Source organism: Micromonospora sp. LOL_015 (assembly GCF_048060275.1).
Lineage (GTDB): Bacteria > Actinomycetota > Actinomycetes > Mycobacteriales > Micromonosporaceae > Micromonospora_E.
Map to the genome: position 1 here is coordinate 1 of NZ_JBHMIO010000123.1, position 1883 is coordinate 1883.

Here is a 1883-nt window from a genome sequence, read left to right on the forward strand (position 1 = left end):
CAGAGGGCACTTTCTACATCCGGGGTCCTGCCGGTCCAACCTTCATCGGTGGATCGAGGCTTAGCTCAGCGGTTACTGGCCTTCCCACGAGCTGTGGACGCCATGAGACTGGACATTTTGTCCAAAGAGTCGGGTGTCCCGTGGGGACCAATCGAAGTGCATGGAGAGTTTCAGCGCGATGCGATCAATCCGGTCCGCTCGTAGGGAAGGCGGCTATCCGGATCGCCTGTGCGCTGAGGATGAGTTACGAGATCTTGCGGAACTCGGTTCGTGAGCAGCAGCGGCAGACCGTAACGAGCAGGCGACGTTGTGTCGGTGGGGACATGGACGCGGAGGTCGCCTCTCCAGCGTGGGGTAGCCGAGCTGCAGCGGGAGAATGAGACCCTGCCTGCCACCGACCTCGTGCCGTGCTGCAGATCCTCGACCATGCGTTGACACAGCGGGCCAGTTCGTGTTCCTGATCAAAGGAGAACCTGCGGGCGCTCTTCGGTGCTCTCAATGCGCCCAGTACGCCGATACCTACAACCATCCGCCGACAAGGTGCACACGCGCCCGCCGCACCGGCTGCGCCCTGCATCCGCCAGGCGTCAACCCATCGGAATCGCTGATCGCGCAGAAACCGCTGCCTCGCGCGGCTCTCTGCCTGCGGTCCCGGCCCGGATGCTGCCAGATGCTCGAACGCCAGATGTACGGCCACGCGGCCTTCGACCTGCTACGACACCGCATCCTCCATGCCGAACCAGGACCGCCCACCGTCCACCACCACTCCACAGGAAGCGGATCAGGGCCGATCAAACGACCGTTGGCACCCGCTGGGCAGGTCGCCTACACACGCGGCCAATGGATACTGCGCTACATCCGCGATACCTGCTACCGCGAGAGCTCGTCCTCATTGCATACTGTAGCCGATCCGTGCCCAGGGACCGTCCTCGCTACACACCATGCGATCAACGCCTCAGCCCCCGTCAGTGTGTGCCGACATCGCGGAAGCTACCCGAGGGTTCGTTCGCACCATGACCAGGAAGTTCTGCCGTGTCGGAGAACTCATCAGATGATGAGTAGCCGTGGGGGCAGTGGCAAACTGATCTACGTCGGTTCGAACGCCCCCTCACGGCGTCGATGGACCGGCATTGACATCGCGGGCTCTGATCGGCGAAACTCAGCGAGCTGTTTTTCCTTTGAAGGAAGGTCTCTGAGGTAACTCGCATGCCAAACGATGCCCGCGTCCCGTTGAACCGGAATCGTGACTTTATGCTCCTTTGGGTAAGTGGGACATTATCTCAGCTTGGATCGCGTGCTTCTATCCTTGCGTATCCGCTCTTGGTTCTCGCCGTCACGGGATCCGCCGGGGCTGCAGGCGTTGTCGGGTCGATAGGTGTGGGCGGTCGTCTTCTACTTCGACTCCCCGCTGGCGCTCTCGCAGATCGGTGGGACCGGCGTCGGCTAATGCTTATCTGTGAATCGATTCGGGCGATCGCTCTCGGGACGCTTGCTCTGGCGATACTCTTTGAAAGTGTCAATCTCGCACTAATCATAGTTGTTGTTTCCATAGAATCAGTAGCTGGGGTCTTGTTTGAGTCGGCACAGAATGGAGTATTGCGGCATGTGGTTCCGCGTGAGCAGCTCGGGACTGCGCTAGCGCGAAACGAGGCGCGTATGCATGGTGTGGCGTTCGCAGGACCCCCGGTTGGCGGATTGCTGTTTGGAATAGCCCGGTTTGTGCCGTTCCTCGTCGACGCAATTACATACTTGGTCTCATTTGTCGCCGTTCGAAAGATTAGATCGCGATTTCAAAATGATAGAGTTGGCCCTTCACTGTCATTGAGCCTTTGCGAGTAACGGTTCGCGACTGGGTGTAGTGCCGGTACTCGGTTCAGGTGGTT

General features: G+C 59.8%; 1 protein-coding gene. It reads left to right on the forward strand.

Annotated elements, in window-relative coordinates; translation table 11 throughout:
- Window positions 1-1206 precede the first annotated feature (1206 nt).
- Window positions 1207-1839 (forward strand): MFS transporter, encoded by a 633-nt coding sequence (locus ACFHWU_RS29035; RefSeq protein WP_416592283.1) that lies wholly within the window; start codon window positions 1207-1209, stop codon window positions 1837-1839.
- Window positions 1840-1883: the final 44 nt, after the last annotated feature.

What these genes read in the sequence shown, in the direction of transcription:
- ACFHWU_RS29035 (WP_416592283.1), top strand. Translation starts at nt 1,207, where the DNA reads ATGCCAAACGATGCCCGCGTCCCGTTGAACCGGAATCGTGACTTTATG.